The organism is Bacillus sp. CD3-5, from assembly GCF_006349665.1.
Classification (GTDB): domain Bacteria; phylum Bacillota; class Bacilli; order Bacillales; family Bacillaceae_G; genus Bacillus_A; species Bacillus_A paranthracis.
On the sequence record NZ_VEPX01000001.1, the window covers coordinates 689,554 to 709,746 of the forward strand.

A 20,193-nucleotide genomic window follows, 5' to 3' on the forward strand; every position below is an offset into this window, starting at 1 on the left:
TAAAAAGAAATAACCTGGGGGTATAGAATTGGATAGATTTATTAGGCTAGTTGATTCTAATATGGTGAAAATTCCAGCAGGAAAAGTAGAATTAAGAGATGATCGAATAAAGAAAGAATGGAAAGTCCAAGTTAATTCGTTTCTTCTTGCAAAGTATGTTGTAACGATGGAATTATATGATGCGATTACGAATCATACATCAAATCTATTCAAAGATAAAAATAAACCAGTTGTAAATATCTCATGGAATGATGCCATTATGTTTTGTAATTTACTGTCAAAAAAAGCGGGATTAAAAGAATATTATTCTATTAATGATGGTGGTCAAATTGTTAGTTGTAATTTAGATTCAAATGGGTACCGATTACCTTCAGAAGCAGAGTGGCAATATGCGTGTAAAGCAGGAACTACTGGATACATATACGGTGAACTGAAAGAGATTGCTTGGTATAATGAAAATTCAGATGGACGTATTCATGAAGTCGGTAAAAAAGAGCCAAATGCATGGGGCTTGTATGATATGTTAGGCAACGTTTGGGAATGGTGCTATGATTTGTATGATGAAAAGGTATATGGATCATACCGAATTTTCCGAGGCGGTAGCTGGGCTGAAGAAGCTAGAGGTTGTGGCGCGACTTGTCGTCGCCGTAGTCATCCAACATTTTACATAGATGACCTTGGATTTAGGCTCGCTAAGTCCATTTAGAAAAATTATAAGAGCAAAATAATATAGATAAGATTTAAAGTAAGGAGTGTTTTAAGTGGCACGTGTTTTATTCATTAATGCTGGATCAGAAGGACATATAAATCCAACGTTGCAAGTTGTAGAAGAATTAGTTTCGCGTGGGGAAGAGGTAGTTTATTTTTCAATAGAAGCTTTCAGAGAACGTATTGAAAAAACAGGGGCTATTGTAAGAACAATTGACGACCAAAGGTTTATAAAAGCATTTCTTTCCGGTGGCCGAAATTATTTGCAGGAAAGAATAAATGGCCTTCTACATACAGCAGATGTTATTATACCAAGTGTTCTTGAACAAATTGAAGGAGAACATTTTGATTATATGATTCATGATTCGATGTTTGGCTGTGGCCGTATAATTGCTCAAATTTTAAAGCTTCCGGCAATAAATTCCTGTACATCTTTTGCACAAGATGAAAAATCATTTCAACAAATGTTAGATCACTTGTCTAAAAGTATCCCAGTGAAAGTTCAGGAGAGGATACATAATGATTTTGAAAGATTAACTAAGGAGGTTGCGGAAAAGTATAGTGTTGAAATAAACTCACCATATGAAGTTTTCTGTAATCCAGCGTCACTTACTATTGTATATACAATAAAAGAGTTCCAGCCTTTTGGAGATATGTTTAATGAAACATTTAAATTTGTAGGTCCATCCATCCCTGCACAAGTAAAAAATGAAGACTTTGATTTTACTTCAATTGAAGAAAAAAGCCCGATTTACATTTCGCTAGGCACTGTTTTTAATGAAGCGCTTGATTTTTATAAACTTTGTATGAAGGCGTTCGAGAATAGCGAGCATACTATTGTGATGTCTATTGGTAATAAAACGAACATAAGTGATTTAGGTGAAATTCCTAAAAACTTCATTGTGAAAAACTATGTATCACAAACGAAACTACTTGCATATACAAAGTTGTTTATTACACATGGTGGAATGAACAGTACACATGAAGGGCTATATAACGGGATTCCACTCATTGTAATTCCGCAAAGTGCAGATCAGCCAGTAATCGCAAAGCAAGTGGAGAATCTAGGGGCTGGGATTAAGTTGTCTATGAAAGAATTAACTGAAGAACAATTACGTGAAAGTGTAGAACTTGTATTAAATAATCCATCATATAAAGAAGTTGTATTGAATTTGAAGGAATCTTTCCGAAAATCTGGTGGCTATCAGGAAGCTGCTGATGAGATTTTTACATTTATAGGTCAATAATAAATAGAAAAGTAAACATGAGAAGAGTGTCTATATGAAATGAAATAGACACTCTTTTTTATATGAAGCGGAGAATTCGTTGTTTTGAAATGTTAAATATTCTGTTTTGTAAATTCGGACCATAGTTTTACGTGTTACTAATGCTTTCATCATTTCTGCACAACTTCTGCACATAATTTGATGATTTCTATGTCATGATATATTCATCAAGTGAAATGTTTCACAAGAAATGAAATATATTTTCACTGCGGTGTATGCATAACACACACATACATCGTTACAAGATTGTCTCTTGTTATTCTTTTACATCGAAGCCCACATTACACTACGAATTATAACAAGAAGGGGACAGGAACATGAAGAATCGCTTTTTAAAACAACTACAAAATATGAAAATGAACAAAAAAAGTTTAGGAGCTGTAGCATTAACAGCCGGAATTATTGGCACGACACTTATTCCTCAAAACGCATACGCGCACGGTTTTGTTGAAAAGCCGAGCAGCCGATCTGCTTTATGTAGTCCAACTTATGGTGCACTAAATGTAAACTGCGGAAGTGTTATGTATGAACCACAAAGTTTGGAAGCTCCAAAAGGGTTCCCGCAAACTGGCCCAGTTGATGGTCAAATCGCTTCTGCAGGTGGTAAGTTTGGTGGTATTTTAGATCAACAAACTGCCGATCGTTGGTTTAAAAATACAATTACAGGCGGGGAAAATACATTTACGTGGAAATATACAGCGCCTCACTTAACGAGCAAATGGCATTACTATATTACAAAAAAAGGATGGAATCCAAATAAAGCGCTCACAAGAGCAGATTTTGAACCAATTGGAACTGTGCAACATGATGGTTCTGCAGCCTCAAATCATTTAACTCACAAAATCAATGTACCTACTGATAGAAGTGGATATCATGTAATTTTAGCAGTATGGGATGTAGCTGATACTGCAAATGCATTTTATAATGTAATTGATGTTAATCTCATCAATGATGTGAAACCAGATACAGAAGCCCCAAGTATTCCAAATGGAATTCAGGCACAAAAAATAACAGCGAATAGTATAGAACTAGCTTGGAACGCTTCTACGGATAATATAGGGGTAAAAGGATATCAAATTTTCCGTAACGGAGAGATGGTTGATACAGCAACAGGAACTCATTTTATTGATAAAAAATTACAACCAAGTACAGAATACTCTTATACTGTAAAAGCAATTGACACAGCTGGAAATGTATCGAAAGAAAGTGCAACGCTTACAGTGAAAACAACAGTTGAGGCTCCTGATACAGAAGCACCAACACAACCAAAAGGATTACATAGTATGGGAACGACAGCGTCAAGTGTGGATCTAATGTGGAGTCCTTCTGACGATAATATTGGTGTAGACCATTACGATATTTATAGAGAAACAAAAGGATCAATGGAAAAAATTGCAACATCCAATACGACTTCTTATATGGATAAATATTTACTCTCTAATACTACTTATAAATATGTAGTGAAAGCTGTTGATGTAGCTGGAAATGAATCTGTACAGAGTGATATATTCATAATTACTACAAAAACTGAAAGCGTTTCATATGAAGAATGGGATGCAAAGAAAGCATATGAAAAGGGAGATAAAGTTCTACACGAGGGAAAAGTATATGAAGCAGTCCAAAGTTATAAAGGAAATGGGGATCCAAACTGGATTTATGCCTTATCATTATGGAAAACAGTGTAAGATTTACCTTGGTATGAACTAAGAGATAATGGGCTTTGATGCAAAAGGACATCTTGAGAATTCATTTTTCTATAAATAAAAAAGGGCAGTATATGAATACATAAAGTAGTTTCATATACTGCCTTTTTTATTATGATAACATTTTCGTCATAAGTATATGCGGAATGCCATCTTCCATAAATACATCAGAAGAGGTTTGATAACCTAGTTTTTTATAAAATCCTTCAGCCTGTGTTTGACCGTGTAGTTTTACTTTTGTAGATTCTTTTTCACGAGCAATTTCTTCTAACGTTTGAATAATTACTTTTCCTAAACCGTATTTACGATAGTCTTTTAAAATACAAATACGTTCTAATTTTCCAGTTCCATCAACAAATCGTATGCGACCTGTACCAACAGGAAGATTGTTATAATAAACTAAAATATGTTTACATTTCTCCCCGATTTCATCAAACATATCGAATTCATCTTCAAGTGGAACATTTTGTTCTTTTACAAATACTTCTTTTCGAATATGAAAGGCAGTTTCTAAATCTGTAAGTTCTGTTATGAGTTTGGAGTGCAAATTGTTCAATCCTTTCTAGTGTAATGTGCTTTTGTTTTCATAGTATATCATAACGTTACGTAATAACGAGAAAATATAAAAAAGCTGACTGTAAGAGTCAGCGTTCATTATAATTCCTGTATCCCGTTTTTTGTTCCAATAATCGCCTTACTAGTCATATTAACAAACAATCCGGTTTCAACTACACCAGTAATCATTTTTAATCTTTTGTGTAAATCGGAAGGAGTAGGTATATGATTAGGGAATATACAATCGATAATCATGTTATTATTATCGGTTATAAACGTTTCATTATTTTTTAAGCGTAACGTTGTTTGACAACCTAAAGATTGAATTTTCCTTTCGGTTTGTTTCCATGAAAAAGGTATAATTTCAACAGGTAATGGGAAAGTACCTAAATGCGTTACGAGTTTCGATTCATCAGCAATGATAAGTAGTTCTTTAGAGGAAGAGGCAACGATTTTTTCGCGAAGTAATGCGCCACCGCCTCCTTTTATAAGTTGTAAATTTGAATCAATTTCATCCGCTCCATCAATTGTAAGATCAAGACTTTGTACGTCGTTTAACGAAATTAGGGGGATATTTAGTTGCTTTGCTAATGCTTCAGTTTCCTTTGATGTCGGTACAGCTTGAAATGATAATCCTTCTTTTACACGCTCACCTAATTTTTGTATTGTCCAATATACAGTAGAACCTGTACCAAGCCCAATCTTCATGCCATCATTTACAAAGTAAGCAGCATATTCACCAGCGAGCTGTTTTAAATTCATCGCTTTACTCCGCCGGACGCGGCCCAGCATCAAGACCTGAACTTTCAGCTGTAAGTACTGGACGAACTACTATATCCTTATGTACACGCATTTGACAAGATAATCGTAAATGATCTTCAATTCCTTTTTCTGTCATCGCATTTTTTTCATTCGCACTCGCTTCACAAAAATCACCGGCTATAATTTCTACTCTACAAGTTGTGCAACGTGCTTTTCCGCCGCAACGATGGAGTATGTTTACACCGTTATCTTCAATTGCTAATACTAATTTTGTGCCTTCTTTTACATCAAAAGTTCCCGCACCTTCAATTGTTAATTTTGGCAAATTTGTTCCTCCTCACGTAAAATTGTACATAACATATTTATGACCGCGAATTATTGAACATAAACATAATTTTTTTATATGCCCCGTAACTTTTTTATTTGTTGAATCGTTAATTAAGTAAGCGCTGAAAAGGAGTGGTTATTTTGTGCACAAAAGTAACTCATATTTTGAAAAATCATATCGATATGAATCATTCAAATATAACTTTTTTAATTGAGCAATACGGAGAGTTGAAAAGATACTGTACATTTTTAACGAAAAATAAATGGGATGGCGAAGATCTTGCCCAAGAAACAGTTTGTAAAGTACTTCAAAAATATAGTAATAAAGATATTTGTATGACGCTCGTATATAAAATAGCTAGAAATCGTTGGTTAGATCAAATAAAGTCAAAATCAGTTCATGAAAAAATAAGAGACCAAATTACTTTTGAAGAACCCCATGAAAAAATTGCAGATTTGCATGAAATGGTAGGGAAAGTATTATCTTCATTAAATGTACAGCAATCCGCAATTTTATTATTAAAAGATGTTTTTCAATATAGTATCGCTGATATTGCTAAAGTATGTTCCGTATCGGAAGGGGCAGTAAAAGCTTCTTTGTTTCGGAGTAGAAATAGGTTGAAAACTGTAAGTGAAGAAGGGGTAGAGATAGTTGAATTCACAGACGATATGGAAGTTGTAGTAACGTCTATTCGAGAAGAGAGACCGGAATTATTAACGAAACTGCTTCCAACAATAGATTTTACTAAGTTACCATCTAAACAGCCAGTCTTATTATTTAATGTGAAACAACCTTCTTCCTACAGTTGTATGCTTTTAGCAGCATAACAATTATTGGAGGGATTTAAAATGAATGCAATTCCATATGTTGTAGAACAAACGAAATTAGGAGAACGTTCCTATGATATATACTCAAGGTTATTAAAAGACCGTATTGTTATTATCGGTTCAGAAATAAATGATCAAGTAGCGAGTAGTGTCGTAGCTCAATTATTATTTTTAGAAGCAGAAGATGCAGAGAAAGATATATTTTTATACATTAATAGTCCAGGCGGATCAACGACAGCAGGTTTTGCCATATTGGATACGATGAATTTAATTAAACCAGACGTGCAAACGCTATGCATGGGCTTTGCAGCATCATTTGGTGCATTGCTATTATTATCAGGTGCAAAAGGAAAACGGTTTGCACTCCCAAATAGTGAAATTATGATTCATCAGCCGCTTGGTGGTGCACAAGGGCAAGCAACGGAAATTGAAATCACAGCAAAAAGAATTTTAAAGTTAAAACATGATATTAATAAAATGATTGCAGAAAAAACAGGGCAACCGATTGAAAGAGTAGCACATGATACAGAAAGAGATTATTTTATGACTGCAGAAGAAGCAAAGGCATATGGGATTGTAGATGATGTTGTTACGAAAAAATAGCAGAAAACAGGCTAGAGAGTAAAGTATATTCTCTAGCCTGTTTTATTAATCTTTTATCCATTCATCGACTAACGTTTGATTCTTTTTAATCCATTTTCGCGCCGCTTCTTCGGGATCTTTCGTTTTATTTAACTCGACCATTAATGTACCAAGCTGTTCATCGTTCATTTTCCATTTATCAAAGTATTTTATGATATCTGGATGATCTTTTTCGAAACCTTTACGAACGGAGTAATAAATGTCATCTTTTTCACCATATACTTTCTTAGGGTCTTTTAAATATTTTAAGTCAAATTCTGAAAAACCCCAATGTGGATTCCAAAGCGTAACAGCGATTGGTTTCTTTTTCGTATATGCTTTTTTTAGTTCACTCATCAAAGCAGCTTCAGAAGACTGGACAAGTTTTAGCTTTATATCATATTCCTTCATCGCTTTATTCGTTAAATTCATAAGACTGCTGCCAGGTTCAATTCCGACAATTTTATTATCGAGTTCATCTTTATGTGCATTTAAATCTTCAATGCTGTTTATGTTTTTCACATAAGAAGGAACAACTAAACCTAGTCCGGTTCCTTCGTACCATTTTGATTTTAAGACAATATCATCTTTATAACGATCATTTAGTGGTTTATCCGTAACGGGTAGCCATACTTCTAAATTAGCATCAACATCACCGCGAGCAACACCAGTCCAAATTGCCGCTTTTTCTAAATACATGAGTTCAACTTTGTAGCCTTTTTGTTCTAGTAGTACCTTCCACATATTTGCAGTTGCAATGTTTTCTTTCCAACTTGTTACACCTAGTTTAATTTTTCCTTTCGAATTTGCATTTGTTGCATTACATGAAGAGAAAATCATAGTAATAAATAATGCAAGGCATATGAGCCATATTTTCTTTCTCATTAAAAACCTCCTAAGAAACGTTTGCTTTTTAAATAAATGTATAAGTAAGCATTCTTATTATGAACGGAAAAAAGAATTTTAAAGAAATCTTATAAATGTTATTTTTATGTAATATTTCTTTGCAAAATCGCAACACTATGTGAATAGATGGGTAGAAAAGGAGTAGTGACATGGATAATACAAAGGTACGTGTTGAAAACGTAACAAAAGTATTTGGGAAACACCCGCAAAGAGCGCTTACCTTATTAAAAGAAGGAAAAAGTAAATCGGAAATTTTGAAAGAGACAGGAATGAACGTTGGCGTAAAAAAGGCGACGTTCGAAGTATATACGGGAGAAATTTTCGTTATTATGGGATTGTCTGGTAGCGGGAAATCGACATTAGTTCGTATGTTAAACCAACTGATTAGACCAACAGCGGGGCATATATACATAGATGGAGAGGATATCGCAACGATGGGAAAAGAAGAGTTGCGAAGAGTGAGAAGAACGAAGATGAGCATGGTGTTTCAGAAATTCGCTCTATTCCCTCATCGTACCGTTTTGCAAAATGTTGCATATGGGTTGGAAATACAAGGAGTTCCAGTAGAGGAACGAGAGAGAAAAGCGTTAGAGTCCTTGAAGTTAGTTGGATTAGACCATCATAAAGATAATTATCCAAGTCAACTGAGTGGTGGTATGCAACAGCGTGTCGGCATTGCAAGAGCGCTTACGAATAATCCGGATGTTTTACTTATGGATGAGTCATTTAGTGCATTAGATCCACTGATTCGAAAAGAAATGCAAGATGAACTGTTAGAATTACAAGATAAAATGGAAAAAACAATTATTTTTATTACGCATGATTTAGATGAAGCCCTTCGAATTGGTGATCGAATTGCGTTAATGAAAGATGGAGAAGTTGTCCAAATTGGAACGCCAGAAGAAATTATGATGAGTCCTGCGAATGAATTTGTAGAGAAATTCGTGGCGGATGTGAATTTAGGAAAAGTAATAACGGCGGAATCTATATTAAAACGACCAGAGACGTTATTAATAGACCGTGGACCACGTGTAGCACTTCAAATTATGAGAAATGCCGGAGTTTCTACAGTTTATGTTGTTAACAAAAAATATGAGTTTTTAGGAATATTAACGGCAGATGATGCGAGTAAAGCAGTACAAAAGCAATGGCCGATTGCTGATTTATTACTTACCGATATTCCGCACGTGTATTTAGATACTTTACTGGAAGAAACTTATGCGAAAATGGCGGAGATGAAATATCCGTTACCAGTAATTGATGAGAAGAAAAGGTTAAGAGGAATTATTAAACGTGAAAGTGTCATTCAAGCTCTTGCAGGTAATATTGAAGAAGAGGTGAAAGACGATGAATAGTATACCACGTATTCCTTTAGGGGAATGGGTCGACTCATTTGTTGCAAGTTTATATGAGCACTTTGAAGGCTTATTCCGAGGATTCTCTTATATTATCGGCGGATTCGTTGATTTACTCACTAATTTTTTAACAATAATACCAGCCATATTGATGATTATCATCCTTTGTTTCCTCATTTGGTACACAACGAGAAAAGTATCTTTAGTCATTTTTACACTGATCGGGTTATTATTTATTTTAAATATTAACTACTGGGCACAAACGATGCAAACATTATCACTCGTACTTACTTCCGTTATTATTTCAATTATTGTCGGAATTCCAATTGGGATATTAGCATCTCAAAATGAGCGTTTCTCAAAATTTTTAAAACCAACGTTAGATTTTATGCAAACAATGCCGGCTTTCGTATATCTTATTCCCGCGATTACATTTTTCGGAGTAGGAGTAGTACCTGGGATTATTGCATCGGTAATCTTTGCAATGCCACCGACAATTCGTTTTACTGACTTAGGAATTAGACAAGTTCCAGAAGATTTAATAGAAGCAGCGAATGCGTTTGGCTCTACCGCATCACAAAAATTATTTAAAGTACAATTACCACTCGCAACTGGAACGATCATGGCTGGTGTGAACCAAAGTATTATGCTCTCTTTATCAATGGTAGTAACAGCATCGCTTGTAGGAGCTCCAGGTCTTGGAGTTGATGTATACCGCTCTGTGACACAAGTTAATATCGGGATGGGATTTGAAGCGGGACTAGCCATTGTTGTCATTGCGATTATATTAGATCGTATTACACAAGGATTTCACCAAAAAAGAAGATAACAAGAAAACACACTTTATTATACAAAGTGTGTTTTTTGTTTGAATAGATTATATTCGAACGATAACAGAACCGTCAGCTGACGCAAAAACTTGTTTTTTTATTTCATTGATTTAATTCTTCGATGAATAACGATATGTTTGTTTAATAGCGACTTGAAAATCTCTTCTTAAGAAGAGGATTATGTGGTGGAAAAGTATAAGTAATAAAGTACATTTTTTGGAAATTATTAAGTGGAATAGCGAATATATTAGGAGACAGTGAAGTCATGTAAATAGATATTATTTTGGAAGAAATTATGAGAGGAGATGCTATTTTGTCTAAAAAGAAAAAAAGCAATGATGCCTTGGCAATAGGCGTCGGTATAGGGGTTGTAATCGGTGTAGTCCAAGGTTATTTTACAAATAATTTAGTAATCGGAATTGTGATTGGGATTGTAATTGGAGTTGTGGTTTTGAAGAAATAATGAGGTTTAAATTCATTTCAAAAATTGCTGTATCAAAAGAGTGAATCTTCGGAATATAAATCCTGTTTTTCCTTTTTTTATGATATTATATATGAAAAGGATGGTGATGAATATGTCAACAAACGTTCAAGTAAAACTAAACTGTTTTATTTGTGAAAAGCATAAAGGAAATATTATAGTTCCAGGTGGAGCTATTTACGAAGATGAACTGGTTTACGTTGGACATGTCCACTGGGATAGTGAAGAAACATACTTGGGTTATGTAATGATAGATATAAAAAGGCATGTACCTGGCCTCGCTGAACTAACAGATGAAGAAGCGAAAAGGTTCGGACTTATAACAAGTAGAGTAAGTAAAGCGCTAAAAGAAAGTGAAGGTGCGGAACATATTTACACTTTTGTTTCAGGAAATGGTGTATCACATATGCATATGCACATCATACCACGTTATGAAAATACACCAAAAGAGTTTTGGTCACCGACTGAAGTAGCGAAATGGAACGGTGCGCCTTATGGTGACGCAGAAAAAATCAAAAAACTATGCGAAAGATTACGAAAGTATATGGTGAGTGAATATGCATACAACAAATAATAGACAACATTCATGGGTTGGAAGTAGTGAAATGTGTTTAGACGAAGTTTCAGTAAAACAATATGGTGACATCGTGCTCGGTACATATGGTGGGAATATTAGTGCCGGAGCAAAAAAGAACGAAGATGGTGCGTTAGTTTGGTCAAATGGTGATTGGGAATTTGCAGCTATATTAGATGGACATAATAGTGCAGAAAGTGTTGATTTAGTAGTAAATACAATTCAAAAAGAATATGAAAATATAAAAGAAATGATGAATGAATCAATTGATATAGTATTTCGATCTATTGAAAATCATATTCTTACTATCTTTCAATCTTCTTCATTTAAGGAAAAGTGTCAAAGAATTAAAGGTGAAACAGCTTGCTTACTATGTGTAAGAAAAGAAAATTATATATGGTGGCTATCTATTGGAGACTGTTTAGTGTATGTATTTCATGATGAATTACACAAATTAGGACAATACGCACTAAATCAACGTCATTTTTACGAATGGATTGGTAACGTAAATACTTTTGATTTACCTGTTCCGTGCTATTCATCAGGGATTCGTGAATTACGTAATGGAAAGAATCGAATTGTAATGGTGACAGATGGAGTATTAGAATGCGGGGAACGTCGGTATGAAACTCCTGTAAATCTGTATAGTGATATGAATAGAAATAATATAAAACTTGAAGAAAGTGTTCATCATGTATTAGAGCACGTTCATCATCAATTCGGACGCGACAGTGCGACAATTATTAGTTGGGACATTGATAATAAAGGAAAGGCTACTTATCCGAGTGATCAGCCAGAGAAAATAAAAGTAAGAAAATAAAAGGAGAGGGTTTTCTGTCAATTACCAAAATAACTCTATTAATTTTATGGGTACTATGTATATTCGTTTTTGAAAAAATAGCAAGAAAAAGATTAAACATCCCGAAACAAAAGGGATGGGATAATCAATATGTGAATAAAACACATAAATGGGGGAATAGAATTATTATTTTCTCATATATAGTTGTTATTGCGATAAGTGCTTTTTTTCCAAACCGTATATTTATGGGGTATGTACCTCTTTTGTTTTTTATCACGTTATATGGATTTCAATCATATATGGAGTGGAAATATGATAAGGAATCGCGCGAGTTCTTGATTTCATTATTTGCAGCTACAGCGCTAATAATAACAGGATTAATTATATATTTCTTTCTTTAATAAATTTTCAATTAAATATTTAAAGGAGGGAAATAATGAATAGATCTGTATTACGTGTAGAAGTTATTATTTATAATGGAGATAACTCAAAAGTGCTCGTTCAATGCGATGAAAATGAATCATTTTATCGTTTTCCAGGAGGCTCTATTGAATTTGGTGAACCAGCAAAAGAAGCGATAATACGAGAATTAATGGAAGAATACGATTTGAAAATTGATGTCCAAGAGCTAGCTGTTGTAAATGAGTATATTTTCGAGTGGAACAACGAAAAAGGACATCATTGTACATTGATACATTGGGGAACTGTTCAAGAGATGGTTACAAATGAAATAAGGCATAAAGAACATGAGAATATTATATTAATATGGAAGAGCATAGAGGAATTAAAGGAGAAGCCAACATATCCTGAAGGAATTGTAAGTTATTTAGAAGAGAATAACCATAATATAGTCCACTTTGTTTCTAAAAATATATAAAGTAATTGGAGGGATAACAATGGATACCTCTACAATTTTAATTATTATTATTGGACTGGGTATAGGTGGTTACTTTTTAGAACAGTTTTTAAGAAGAAAATTAAATATGGAGAAAAGAGGCTTCTTTGGTTATAAGCATGTGAATAGTTTACATGTAAAATTAGAAATAGGTCTTATTATTATTTATGTAATAAGTAGTTGTTATTATATGTTTAAATTTGAAAACGCTAAAATGGCTTATGCCATGTTCACTTATTTAGGAATATCATGGACTTTAAGAGCATGGATGGAATGGAAATATGATAGAGAATCAAAAGAATATATACTTTCGATAACGGGAATGGTTTCTTTTATATTGATGCTCTCGATACTATTTTATTTCGTTCCACCTGCTACATAATAAATTCATTAATAATAGCACAAATAATGAAATAACCAATAAATAAGAAACCATCTACTGCTAAATGGTTTCTTATTTATTTAAGCATTTATCCCGCATTAACGGGCAGTAAGATCCTCACCTCAAAATTCAGCGGAAGCAAAGAAGTTAGGTGGGGGATCAACTGCCCGTAAAAGCCCGATTGGTTCAACTAATAATCAGTGGGGGATGAACAAAACCCCCACTGATTAAAGTTTCACTTTATTTTAGCTAAAATAGATGTAACGAAATTTGTTTTATCCTCTGCATATTGATGTTTATCATTAGGATTAGCTTGTGAAAGTTGAATCTTTAATTGTTCATACTGTATACGAGCAGTTTTATTGTTTATTAAGTAATCACGAAATTGTAATTGTTCTATTAAATGTTTATTCCTTTGTTCATACATATGAATTTGATGAGTTCTTGGTTCACCTTTATTAAAATAATATCGTTCAGGCAATACATCTTTTCTATATTTATAGTTTAGTAGTTCTAACTTTTTAATACAATATATACCATCCCTATAATTTTCTAATTCAATTGCTATATCAATAATGGGCTTTGCACTTAAATGTGGAATAGAAGTACTACCAATATGGTGTATCGCTAAAATATGTTCGCCAATTTGTTCCTCAATGAATTGTTTCTCCTTTATAAATTCAATTGCCCACTCTTCAGTCCACGGAATTAAAAACACTTTACCATAGGGTAAACCTAACATTTAATTAGCACCTCTTTCAAAATGGTTTTTAATAAAGGGAATTACATCTTCTTAAAGCTTCTCCAAACAAGGTATTCCCACAATCTCCAAGGAAGAATTTTCTTTGCAAAGATCATAAATTTTACACCTTTACCGATTGGATAACGTAAATTCGTACGCTTAGACTCAGCAATTTCTACAATTTTATTAGCAACATCTATCGGATTACCAAATGTATCACTGCCGCTATTAATATGTTTTTGTATTTTATCCATATATTCTTTGTATGGAGAGGTAGTTTCAGATTGATTTTCTGCTAATTGTTTACCAACTTCCCATATATTCGTGTTATAAGAACCAGGTTCCACTAAAGCAACATTTATTCCGAACGGTTTTACTTCTAAACGAAGGGATTCGCTCCATCCTTCTAATGCATGTTTTGAAGAAACGTAAGGAGATAGACCAGGGAATCCAACTTGACCACTAATGCTGCTTATATTAATAATTTTTCCGCTTTTTTGTTCTCTCATATATGGTAAAACAAGCTGAGTGATTGAAATAGCACCAAAAAGATTCGTTTCAAATTGTTTACGGTATTCCTCTACTGGAATTTCTTCTACAAAGCCACCATTTGCATATCCTGCATTATTAATGAGGAGGTCCACTTTGTTTATTTCTTTTAAAAATAATTGAAAGTTATGTAAAGAGTTTTGATCGGTTACATCTAATTGTTGAATTTTTATGTTTTGCTGTAAGTTGAGTTGAGTAACTTGAGATAATAAGTTTCCTTGTTTTTCAAGGTTTCTCATTGTTGCGATAACTAAATAATCTTTTTTTGCGAGTTCGAGTGTAGTTAATAGTCCGAATCCACTTGAAGCTCCTGTAATAACCGCGATTTGTTTATTCATTTTCTGCCAGCTTTCTTTTTCTTTTATCATAACGAGTTATGATAAGAAAATCTATTATTCTTATACTTTCTTTGAAAGCTATTCATGTTAATTCTATATTCTATGGTTTTTAAAGAGGGAATTATACGGACTTATCGTATATAGAGAAGTGAGTATGAATACGTTTATGAAATGAGGGAAGAGAGATGGCCCATGTGAAAGATGTATTAGCAGATCAGTTATTAGCGAATGCAAACGATCCTAGTTGGTATATTCCGTTTTCAGATGCAGTTAAGGGTTTATCTGAGAGGGAAGCTTTCTGGAAACCGAATGAAGAGAGTAACAGTATAGCTGAAATTGTACAACATTTATTGTATTGGAATTCTACGTGGCAAACTAGATATAAAGAATCGAATGTGAATGCTGTGCCTGCTATCGGAGATAATAACAAAAGTTTTATGCTTTCAAATAATCAAACTTTCGATGAATTACGAGAAAAACTACTAGAGAAACTGTTACTATGGCAAAATCTCATAAATGAAGAAAAGGTTGAAAGCGATGTAGTGGGATTTCCTGTTTCTGCAAAGTGGTGGGAAGTGCTAGCCAATGTAACTACTCATAATGCATATCATATCGGTCAAATTATTTACATCCGAAAATTACAGAAGAGTTTTGATGGTGAATAAGATAATAATTTTCAAATTAGGTGAACAAAAGTGGACAAAACGAGACTAATGTCTCATTTTGTCCACTTTTTTATTTTCAACATAGAGAGAAAACCTATTAAATCAAGGATTGGAAATTGGCACGGTACTTGCTATATAAAAGATGAACAAGAAAATAGGAGGGCTGAACATGTTAAAAACAACTGAAAGTAAAGGGAATGGAATTACGAAAGAACAAGCTCGCTGGATGTACGAAAAAATGTTAGAGATTCGTAAGTTTGAAGATAAGGTGCATGAATTATTCGCGCAAGGCGTTCTGCCAGGTTTCGTTCATTTATACGCTGGGGAAGAAGCGGTAGCAGTTGGTGTATGTGCTCACTTAACGGATAGTGACAGTATTACAAGTACGCATAGAGGCCATGGGCATTGTATCGCAAAAGGTTGTGATTTAAACGGTATGATGGCTGAACTTTTCGGGAAAGCGACAGGATTATGTAAAGGTAAAGGCGGATCCATGCATATTGCTGATTTAGATAAAGGAATGCTTGGTGCAAATGGTATTGTAGGCGGTGGTTTCCCGCTTGCTTGCGGATCGGCATTAACAGCTAAATATAAAGGAACGAAAGATGTAAGTGTTTGTTTCTTCGGTGATGGAGCAAATAATGAAGGAACGTTTCATGAAGGGGTTAACTTAGCGGCGATTTGGAAGTTACCAGTTATTTTTATCGCTGAAAATAACGGTTACGGTGAAGCAACGACATTTGAATATGCTTCAAGTTGTGATTCTATTGCGGATCGTGCAAAAGCTTATAACATTCCAGGTGTTCAAGTGGATGGAAAAGATCTGCTAGCTGTATATAAAGCTGCTGAAGAAGCAGTAGAACGTGCGCGTAATGGCGGTGGTCCAACAATAATTGAATGTATGACATATCGTAATTACGGTCATTTCGAAGGTGAAGCACAAACGTATAAAACTTCAGAAGAAAAAGAAGAACATTTAAATGAAAAAGATGCGATTGTGAATTTCCGTAAGCATTTAATTCATGAAGCTTTATTAACCGAATCTGAGCTTGTAGATATGGAAAAGGCAGTAGATGAAGCGGTTCAAAAATCAATTGAATTTAGTGAAAATAGTCCATATCCAGAGGATGAAGAGTTATTAAAAGATGTATACGTTTCTTACAAATAAGAGGAGGGTGAAAAATAATGACTAGAACAGTAAGTATGTCAACTGCAATTAATGAAGCGATGAAAATCTCAATGCGTCGTGATGAAAACGTAATTTTAATAGGAGAAGACGTTGCAGGTGGTGCACAAGTTGATCACTTGCAAGATGATGAAGCATGGGGCGGTGTTCTTGGTGTTACGAAAGGCCTTGTACAAGAATTTGGCCGAAATCGTATTTTAGATACACCAATTTCAGAAGCGGGTTACATGGGAGCGGCAATGGCAGCTGCGGCAACAGGACTACGTCCGATTGCTGAATTAATGTTTAATGATTTTATCGGTAGTTGTCTTGATCAAGTATTAAACCAAGGTGCAAAGTTCCGCTATATGTTCGGTGGTAAAGCGAAAGTGCCAGTTACAGTACGTACGATGCATGGTGCAGGTTTTAGCGCAGCTGCACAACATTCACAAAGTTTGTATGCGTTATTTACGAGCATTCCAGGAATTAAAGTTGTCGTTCCTTCTACTCCGTATGATGCAAAAGGTTTACTATTAGCGGCAATTGAAGATGATGATCCAGTAATCTTCTTTGAAGATAAAACACTCTACAATATGAAAGGTGAAGTGCCGGAAGGGTATTATACAATTCCATTAGGTAAAGCAGATATTAAACGAGAAGGTTCTGATGTAACAATCGTCGCCATTGGAAAACAAGTTCATACAGCACTTGTAGCTGCTGAGCAATTATCGAAAAAAGGACTTGAAGTAGAAGTAATTGATCCACGTTCTTTATCACCACTGGATGAAGATACGATTTTAGCATCAGTTGAAAAAACAAATCGCCTTATTGTTATTGATGAAGCAAATCCAAGATGTAGTATCGCAACGGATATTGCGGCACTTGTAGCGGATAAAGGATTCGATTTGTTAGATGCACCAATTAAACGAATTACAGCACCACATACACCAGTTCCGTTCTCACCACCACTTGAAAAGTTATATTTACCAACGCCGGAGAAAGTAATTGAAACTGTATCAGAAATGATTGGAGACCAATCTTTATTACATGTGTAATGAAACGATGAGAAGGGAGAGAGAAATATGGCTGTAGAAGTTGTAATGCCGAAGTTAGGTATGGCGATGAAAGAAGGTATTATTACGAGCTGGAATATTAAAGCAGGCGATCATGTATCAAAAGGTGAACTAATTGCTAGTATTAATTCGGAAAAAATCGAAACTGAAATAGAAGCACCAGCGGATGGAACTGTTCTTGATATAGCTGTAAGTGAAGATGAGGGAGTTCCACCTGGCACTGTCATTTGCTATATCGGTAAGCTGAACGAAAAAGTAGAAATCAATGAAAGTATAAATGTTGTAGAAGAAAAAGCACCTAATCTAGAGCCTAAAAAGGTCCAACATCCAGAACCATATGCGAAAGAAGTGGCGAAGAAAAGAATCAAAATTTCACCTGTAGCGAAGAAAATTGCAAAGTCTGAAAATCTAGATATCAAAGCATTAGTTGGTACAGGCCCTGGCGGAAGGATTACAAAAGTAGACGTATTAAAAGCGATTGAAGAAAGAGTAACAATTCCAGAAGTACTTGAACAAGAAGAAAGTAAAGTAATTCCTGTTACTGGTATGCGGAAAGCAATCGCAAACCGTATGCATGCAAGTTTACAAAATAGTGCGCAATTAACATTAACGATGAAAGTAGATGTTACAGATTTAGTTGCTTTACATAAAGAAATAGCGTCAGTTGTACAAAAACGATACGATAACAAACTAACTATTACGGATTTCGTTTCTCGTGCTGTTGTATTAGCGCTTGGAGAGCATAAAGAAATGAACAGTGCTTATATGGATGATACAATTCATCAATTTGAACATGTTCATTTAGGCATGGCAGTCGCATTAGAAAAAGGATTAGTCGTTCCAGCTATTCGCTTTGCTAATAATCTATCTGTAGTAGAGTTATCTAAACAAATTAAAAACGTTGCACAAAAAGCAAGAGAAGGTAGTTTAAGTAGTGATGATATGCAAGGGACAACCTTTACAATTAGTAATTTAGGTAGCTTCGGTATTGAATATTTTACGCCAGTATTAAATACACCTGAAACTGGTATTTTAGGTGTAGGTGCAATTGAACATGTTCCAGTATATAAAGGGAAGAAAATAAAAAAAGGCAGTATGTTACCTTTAAGTTTAACATTCGATCATCGTGTATTAGATGGTGCACCAGCAGCTGCATTTTTACGCACAATTAAACGTTATTTAGAAGAACCTGTAACAATTCTTTTATAAAGAGAAGGTGAGAGAATGAGTAAACTAGTCGTTATTGGTGGCGGACCTGCTGGCTATGTAGCGGCAATTACCGCAGCTCAAAATGGAAAAGATGTCACTCTTATTGATGAAGCTGATCTTGGCGGGACTTGTTTAAATGTTGGGTGTATGCCTACAAAATCATTGTTAGAAAGTGCGGAAGTGCATGACATTGTGAGAAAAGCGAATCATTATGGAGTTACACTCAATAATGGAAGTATATCAATTGATTGGAAGCAAATGCAGGCGAGGAAATCACAAATCGTAACGCAGCTCGTCCAAGGAATTCAATATTTAATGAAGAAAAATAAAATAAAAGTTATACAAGGTAAAGCGAAATTTGAAACGGATCACCGTGTTCGAGTTACAAACGGTAATAAAGAAGATGTAGTAGATGGAGATCAGTTCATTATAGCGACAGGTTCAGAACCGACTGCATTACCCTTTGCTCCATTTGACGGAAAGTGGATTTTAAATAGCAGCCATGCAATGTCCATAGATTATATACCAAAATCATTATTAATCGTTGGCGGTGGTGTAATAGGATGCGAGTTTGCAAGTATTTATAGTCGCCTTGGAACAAAAGTTACGATTGTTGAAATGGCACCGCAATTATTACCAGGTGAAGATGAAGATATCTCACACATTTTAAGAGGGAAACTAGAAAATGATGGTGTAGAAATATTTACAGGAGCAGCTTTAAAAGGATTAAATAATTATAAGAAGCAGGCTTCATTTGAATATGAAGGAAGTATCCAAGAAGTTAATCCAGAATTTATTCTCGTTTCTGTCGGCCGAAAACCACGTGTACAACAATTAAATTTAGAAAAAGCAGGCATTCAATATTCAAATAAAGGAATTTCTGTGAATGAACATATGCAAACCAATGTATCACATATTTATGCAGCAGGCGATGTGATTGGTGGAATCCAGCTTGCTCACGTTGCCTTCCATGAAGGAACGACGGCAGCATTACACGCGAGTGGAGAAGATGTAAAAGTAAACTACCATGCTGTACCTCGCTGTATTTATACCGCTCCAGAAATTGCTAGTGTCGGTTTAACAGAAAAAGATGCAAGAGAGCAGTACGGTGACATACAAATGGGAGAATTTCCTTTTACAGCAAATGGAAAAGCGCTTATTATTGGAGAACAAACGGGGAAAGTAAAAGTTATTGTGGAACCTAAATATCAAGAAATTGTTGGAATTTCTATTATTGGTCCTCGTGCAACAGAACTAATTGGTCAAGGAACTGTAATGATTCATACGGAAGTTACTGCCGATATTATGAGAGATTATATTGCAGCGCACCCTACTTTATCTGAAGCGATTCATGAAGCGTTATTGCAAGCTTTAGGACATGCTGTACATGCTTAAATGAAAATATAATAAACCACTATTCTCTAAATGAATAAGAGAATA

The 20,193-nt window shown here is 34.7% G+C and carries 24 protein-coding genes; 18 read left to right on the forward strand and 6 right to left on the reverse strand.

From position 1 onward, the window contains the following. Positions 1 to 61: 61 nt before the first annotated feature. The 3 genes from FH036_RS03610 (at position 62) to FH036_RS03620 (ending at position 3,679) form a co-directional block, all read left to right on the forward strand. A complete protein-coding gene (locus FH036_RS03610) occupies positions 62 to 706 on the forward strand; it encodes a formylglycine-generating enzyme family protein (protein ID WP_373995678.1) in 645 nt (214 codons plus the stop codon). A 55-nt stretch (positions 707 to 761) separates the two neighbouring features. Beyond that, positions 762 to 1,955 carry a macrolide family glycosyltransferase gene (locus FH036_RS03615; RefSeq protein WP_000124898.1) on the forward strand — a complete coding sequence of 398 codons (1,194 nt, stop codon included), beginning with the start codon at positions 762 to 764 and terminating at the stop codon, positions 1,953 to 1,955. Positions 1,956 to 2,311: 356 nt separating this feature from the next. Continuing rightward, a complete protein-coding gene (locus tag FH036_RS03620; protein WP_139895362.1) occupies positions 2,312 to 3,679 on the forward strand; it encodes a lytic polysaccharide monooxygenase in 1,368 nt (455 codons plus the stop codon). A 130-nt stretch (positions 3,680 to 3,809) separates the two neighbouring features. On the opposite strand, the gene FH036_RS03625 is transcribed toward FH036_RS03620, so the two are convergent. The 3 genes from FH036_RS03625 to FH036_RS03635 all read right to left on the reverse strand — a co-directional run bounded on the left by FH036_RS03625 (position 3,810) and on the right by FH036_RS03635 (position 5,339). Next, positions 3,810 to 4,244, reverse strand: coding sequence for a GNAT family N-acetyltransferase (locus FH036_RS03625; protein WP_000555718.1), 435 nt, complete (start codon positions 4,242 to 4,244; stop codon positions 3,810 to 3,812). A gap of 107 nt (positions 4,245 to 4,351) precedes the next feature. Beyond that, complete coding sequence (rpiA, locus tag FH036_RS03630; RefSeq protein ID WP_139895363.1) at positions 4,352 to 5,014, reverse strand: ribose 5-phosphate isomerase A; 663 nt, start codon at positions 5,012 to 5,014, stop codon at positions 4,352 to 4,354. 4 nt (positions 5,015 to 5,018) lie between these two features. After that, the gene (locus FH036_RS03635) at positions 5,019 to 5,339 is read right to left on the reverse strand and encodes a 2Fe-2S iron-sulfur cluster-binding protein (protein WP_001125377.1); all 321 of its coding nucleotides are present in this window, start codon (positions 5,337 to 5,339) and stop codon (positions 5,019 to 5,021) included. A 143-nt stretch (positions 5,340 to 5,482) separates the two neighbouring features. Here FH036_RS03635 and FH036_RS03640 point away from each other — a divergent pair, with 143 nt between their 5' ends. Together FH036_RS03640 and clpP are read left to right on the forward strand one after the other, a co-directional pair. Further along, a complete protein-coding gene (locus FH036_RS03640) occupies positions 5,483 to 6,169 on the forward strand; it encodes an RNA polymerase subunit sigma-70 (RefSeq protein ID WP_000337496.1) in 687 nt (228 codons plus the stop codon). 21 nt (positions 6,170 to 6,190) lie between these two features. Beyond that, positions 6,191 to 6,772: an ATP-dependent Clp endopeptidase proteolytic subunit ClpP gene (gene clpP, locus FH036_RS03645; RefSeq protein WP_000991625.1), complete on the forward strand. Its 582-nt coding sequence runs from the start codon at positions 6,191 to 6,193 to the stop codon at positions 6,770 to 6,772. A 45-nt stretch (positions 6,773 to 6,817) separates the two neighbouring features. Here the strand turns inward: clpP and FH036_RS03650 are convergent, their stop codons facing one another. After that, the gene (locus FH036_RS03650) at positions 6,818 to 7,675 is read right to left on the reverse strand and encodes a glycine betaine ABC transporter substrate-binding protein (RefSeq protein ID WP_001227646.1); all 858 of its coding nucleotides are present in this window, start codon (positions 7,673 to 7,675) and stop codon (positions 6,818 to 6,820) included. Positions 7,676 to 7,845: 170 nt separating this feature from the next. Between FH036_RS03650 and FH036_RS03655 the strand changes: the two genes are divergently transcribed. From FH036_RS03655 to FH036_RS03690, 8 genes are all read left to right on the forward strand, one after another. Next, positions 7,846 to 9,051 carry a quaternary amine ABC transporter ATP-binding protein gene (locus FH036_RS03655; RefSeq protein ID WP_000370624.1) on the forward strand — a complete coding sequence of 402 codons (1,206 nt, stop codon included), beginning with the start codon at positions 7,846 to 7,848 and terminating at the stop codon, positions 9,049 to 9,051. Next, entirely contained in the window at positions 9,044 to 9,880 is an 837-nt protein-coding gene (locus FH036_RS03660; RefSeq protein WP_001084764.1) for an ABC transporter permease, read from the forward strand. The genes FH036_RS03655 and FH036_RS03660 overlap by 8 nt, the downstream gene beginning before the upstream one ends. 296 nt (positions 9,881 to 10,176) lie before the next feature. After that, on the forward strand, positions 10,177 to 10,344 hold the full coding sequence (locus FH036_RS03665) for a glycine zipper domain-containing protein (protein ID WP_044792184.1): 168 nt from the start codon (positions 10,177 to 10,179) through the stop codon (positions 10,342 to 10,344). A 100-nt stretch (positions 10,345 to 10,444) separates the two neighbouring features. Further along, positions 10,445 to 10,936, forward strand: coding sequence for an HIT family protein (locus tag FH036_RS03670; protein WP_139895460.1), 492 nt, complete (start codon positions 10,445 to 10,447; stop codon positions 10,934 to 10,936). Next, the gene (locus tag FH036_RS03675) at positions 10,920 to 11,756 is read left to right on the forward strand and encodes a PP2C family serine/threonine-protein phosphatase (RefSeq protein ID WP_052587761.1); all 837 of its coding nucleotides are present in this window, start codon (positions 10,920 to 10,922) and stop codon (positions 11,754 to 11,756) included. The genes FH036_RS03670 and FH036_RS03675 overlap by 17 nt, the downstream gene beginning before the upstream one ends. A 41-nt stretch (positions 11,757 to 11,797) precedes the next feature. Beyond that, positions 11,798 to 12,136 (forward strand): DUF4181 domain-containing protein, encoded by a 339-nt coding sequence (locus FH036_RS03680; RefSeq protein WP_163262524.1) that lies wholly within the window; start codon positions 11,798 to 11,800, stop codon positions 12,134 to 12,136. 35 nt (positions 12,137 to 12,171) lie between these two features. Beyond that, on the forward strand, positions 12,172 to 12,612 hold the full coding sequence (locus tag FH036_RS03685) for an NUDIX domain-containing protein (RefSeq protein WP_001082140.1): 441 nt from the start codon (positions 12,172 to 12,174) through the stop codon (positions 12,610 to 12,612). 19 nt (positions 12,613 to 12,631) lie between these two features. Beyond that, positions 12,632 to 13,012, forward strand: a complete 381-nt coding sequence (locus tag FH036_RS03690; protein ID WP_000381558.1) for a DUF4181 domain-containing protein — start codon at positions 12,632 to 12,634, stop codon at positions 13,010 to 13,012. A 235-nt stretch (positions 13,013 to 13,247) separates the two neighbouring features. On the opposite strand, the gene FH036_RS03695 is transcribed toward FH036_RS03690, so the two are convergent. Both FH036_RS03695 and FH036_RS03700 read right to left on the reverse strand, forming a co-directional pair. Further along, a complete protein-coding gene (locus tag FH036_RS03695; protein ID WP_139895364.1) occupies positions 13,248 to 13,754 on the reverse strand; it encodes a GrpB family protein in 507 nt (168 codons plus the stop codon). A gap of 41 nt (positions 13,755 to 13,795) precedes the next feature. Further along, positions 13,796 to 14,641, reverse strand: a complete 846-nt coding sequence (locus FH036_RS03700; protein WP_218976260.1) for an oxidoreductase — start codon at positions 14,639 to 14,641, stop codon at positions 13,796 to 13,798. Positions 14,642 to 14,826: 185 nt separating this feature from the next. On the opposite strand from FH036_RS03700, the gene FH036_RS03705 reads away from it, so the two are divergent. The 5 genes from FH036_RS03705 to lpdA all read left to right on the forward strand — a co-directional run bounded on the left by FH036_RS03705 (position 14,827) and on the right by lpdA (position 20,148). Continuing rightward, positions 14,827 to 15,306 (forward strand): DinB family protein, encoded by a 480-nt coding sequence (locus FH036_RS03705; protein ID WP_000951609.1) that lies wholly within the window; start codon positions 14,827 to 14,829, stop codon positions 15,304 to 15,306. A gap of 169 nt (positions 15,307 to 15,475) precedes the next feature. Next, positions 15,476 to 16,474: an acetoin:2,6-dichlorophenolindophenol oxidoreductase subunit alpha gene (acoA, locus tag FH036_RS03710; RefSeq protein WP_000921306.1), complete on the forward strand. Its 999-nt coding sequence runs from the start codon at positions 15,476 to 15,478 to the stop codon at positions 16,472 to 16,474. A 17-nt stretch (positions 16,475 to 16,491) separates the two neighbouring features. After that, a complete protein-coding gene (gene acoB / locus FH036_RS03715; RefSeq protein WP_000198904.1) occupies positions 16,492 to 17,526 on the forward strand; it encodes an acetoin:2,6-dichlorophenolindophenol oxidoreductase subunit beta in 1,035 nt (344 codons plus the stop codon). Positions 17,527 to 17,553: 27 nt separating this feature from the next. Beyond that, positions 17,554 to 18,753: a dihydrolipoamide acetyltransferase family protein gene (locus tag FH036_RS03720; RefSeq protein ID WP_000257751.1), complete on the forward strand. Its 1,200-nt coding sequence runs from the start codon at positions 17,554 to 17,556 to the stop codon at positions 18,751 to 18,753. A 15-nt stretch (positions 18,754 to 18,768) separates the two neighbouring features. Next, entirely contained in the window at positions 18,769 to 20,148 is a 1,380-nt protein-coding gene (gene lpdA / locus FH036_RS03725) for a dihydrolipoyl dehydrogenase (RefSeq protein ID WP_139895366.1), read from the forward strand. The last annotated feature ends 45 nt before the right edge of the window (positions 20,149 to 20,193 follow it).